The organism is Desulforhabdus sp. TSK (assembly GCF_022836495.1).
Classification (GTDB): domain Bacteria; phylum Desulfobacterota; class Syntrophobacteria; order Syntrophobacterales; family Syntrophobacteraceae; genus Desulforhabdus.
Genome location: NZ_BQXM01000080.1, coordinates 1 through 2,237 on the forward strand (window position 1 = coordinate 1; position 2,237 = coordinate 2,237).

3 protein-coding genes are annotated in these 2,237 nt (G+C 54.5%); all 3 read right to left on the minus strand.

Annotated features, from left to right (window positions below; translation table 11 throughout):
* Positions 1-140: 140 nt before the first annotated feature.
* The 3 genes from MWC30_RS21505 to MWC30_RS21515 all read right to left on the minus strand — a co-directional run bounded on the left by MWC30_RS21505 (position 141) and on the right by MWC30_RS21515 (position 1,880).
* Complete coding sequence (locus MWC30_RS21505; protein ID WP_244086254.1) at positions 141-797, minus strand: C-GCAxxG-C-C family protein; 657 nt, start codon at positions 795-797, stop codon at positions 141-143.
* A gap of 169 nt (positions 798-966) precedes the next feature.
* Positions 967-1,395, minus strand: a complete 429-nt coding sequence (locus MWC30_RS21510; protein WP_244086255.1) for a hypothetical protein — start codon at positions 1,393-1,395, stop codon at positions 967-969.
* A gap of 32 nt (positions 1,396-1,427) precedes the next feature.
* Positions 1,428-1,880 (minus strand): hypothetical protein, encoded by a 453-nt coding sequence (locus MWC30_RS21515; protein ID WP_244086256.1) that lies wholly within the window; start codon positions 1,878-1,880, stop codon positions 1,428-1,430.
* Positions 1,881-2,237 lie beyond the last annotated feature (357 nt).

The window sequence follows — 2,237 nt, forward strand, 5'->3', positions numbered from 1 at the left end:
CCCCCTGGATTATGGATGATAGAATCCAGGTTATCGTACTACTGTGGACACAACCTGTCCACTACTTCTGGGGCCAAATCCCGAGCACTAAAACCGGCCCTCAGAGGCCATTTTTGGACGCCCTAACTTAATGCCGTCCCTCAGCCTTTGCCGGTACAGGCATCCTTCAGGTTCTCCACATTCTCTCCGAAGGGCTTTGACATGATTTCATTACTATCACCACAAATGATAGTTGCCGCAATTTCTGCACTGTCTGTAATGATTTCACGGCAATGAAGCGCATGTTCCCGGCAAAGCCAGTTGTCTCTCCACTGCTTGCAAATTTCACGGCACAGCGTATTGCCATATTTGCTCTTGATCATATTGGGCAGCTGGTTAAACATTCTGTAAAGTCCGGGATTTCCGTAGAGCTGTTCGGCAGCGGCTTTGGCCGCGGCTTTCCTGTCTTCCCCTTCAGGAAGACCGCTGCGTCCGTGTACCGCACCGACAGCCAGCACAGCACCAACGATTGCACCGCAGGTGTCCCCGTACAGTCCAACACCCCCTCCCAATCCCGTTGCCAACTTGAGGGCTTCGCGGGGAAGCCCTGTATCTACAAGCTCCAACACTGCTTCCAGAACGCATTCCGCACAGTTGAATCCCTTTGAAAAATTCTTCCTTGCCCGTTCTTTTACCAACGCGATTTTTTCTTGAGCGTCCATTTGTTCCTCTCGTGAATTAGATGACGATTTCGACGGAAAATACAGCTTATTGACTTGGCGAGCCGATACTGTGTGAGCCTCAGGGGCGATGGGCAAACGAGCGTCGCCCTCTGTGAACTCTTTCTGTTTCTGAGTCTTTAAGGGTTTATTATCATGGCAGGCAAATAGTAGCCCATAGCGTCAGTAACGTCAACGGACAGGGACCGGACGACCCAAGGCCAAAAGGCCGTGCAGCCGTCCTGAAGGGGATATCCGTTTGCCCCTCTCATGCGCTTCTTTTTCCTCGCCCCAGAGACAGCACGATCCCCAGGCTGCAAAATCCGGAGAAAACCACGAGCCCCACCCTCAGGGCGGTGAGAAACCGGGGGAGGCTGGCCTGGCCTATGGCCGCATTTCCCATGAACAGCGAAAAGACAAGAGCCACAGCGGTCATACTGACCGCCATGCCCAGCGTTCGCATGGCCCCGACCATTCCCGAAGCGATCCCGAACCGGCGCGGCTCCACGCTTCCCATGATGGCAGTCGAATTGGGTGTGATGAAGATTCCAAAGCCCGCGCCGATGAGGATCAGCTCCATCACCAGGAAATAGAGGGGCATTTCCGCATCGAGGGTTAAAGCGGCCAGAATCAATCCCGTGAAGCTTATCAGCATGCCCACCGTGGCGAGTTTTGCCGGCTCGATCCGCTCAGCCAAGGGGGATGCCATCATCTGCACCACGGGCTGAGTCAGGAGGATGATCCCTGCCTCCCTGGCAGCAAGTCCTTTGGCAGACTAATGTCTCCCAGCCGACCGAACGTGAGCATGGTCATGGCCAGCGACAGGGCATAGAGCTGCTCCACCAGCCCCAGTTGGGCAGCCGAAGCATGCAGCTCGCTGCCGAGAGACGGCAGCGCCACCCCCACCGCCGTAAGCATGAAGGGAGTCAAGAATTGGGCGATGCCGACGGGAAGGAGCACCATGCCCGTCGCCGCCCTTCCTGTGTCATTCACTGTATGCCCTTCCGTTGCACCTTCCAACGCCTGATGCAGAGAACAAAAAGGTAGCGCTTCAGCATCCCTTCCACTGCGCTGGAGATCTTCTGTGCCGTTTGGAAACAACTGCCGGGTCTTTCGCAGGACACGATCATGGCTCTTGTATTTCTCGAGGGAATTTCCGAAGCACTCTTCCACGGTTGCCAAACAGTCTTCTTCCACCAGCTTATCGGCGGAAACCCGGGGGCGGCATCGGTTGGATGTCGGGAAGGGGCGAGCGCTTCGGTGAAAACACGTGTATGACTGTGCCATCGCAGCAAAAGGCGTCACCTGATCCGGGAAGTTTGGAAGTCCTCCCTGGAAGGCAACAACCGACAGGCCGTCAACGGACGTGATACGCAACAATCCGCAATCAAAGCAAAAACGAAGGCCGTAACCTTAAGTACCCGAGCAAATATTTTCAAACAAAGTTGATATGATGAATCAAATCGGATAAGTGGTATTACGATGTTAATAACAAAGCCTCTACGAGGAGCCTGCGTGAAGTACGTAAAGCCATTATCC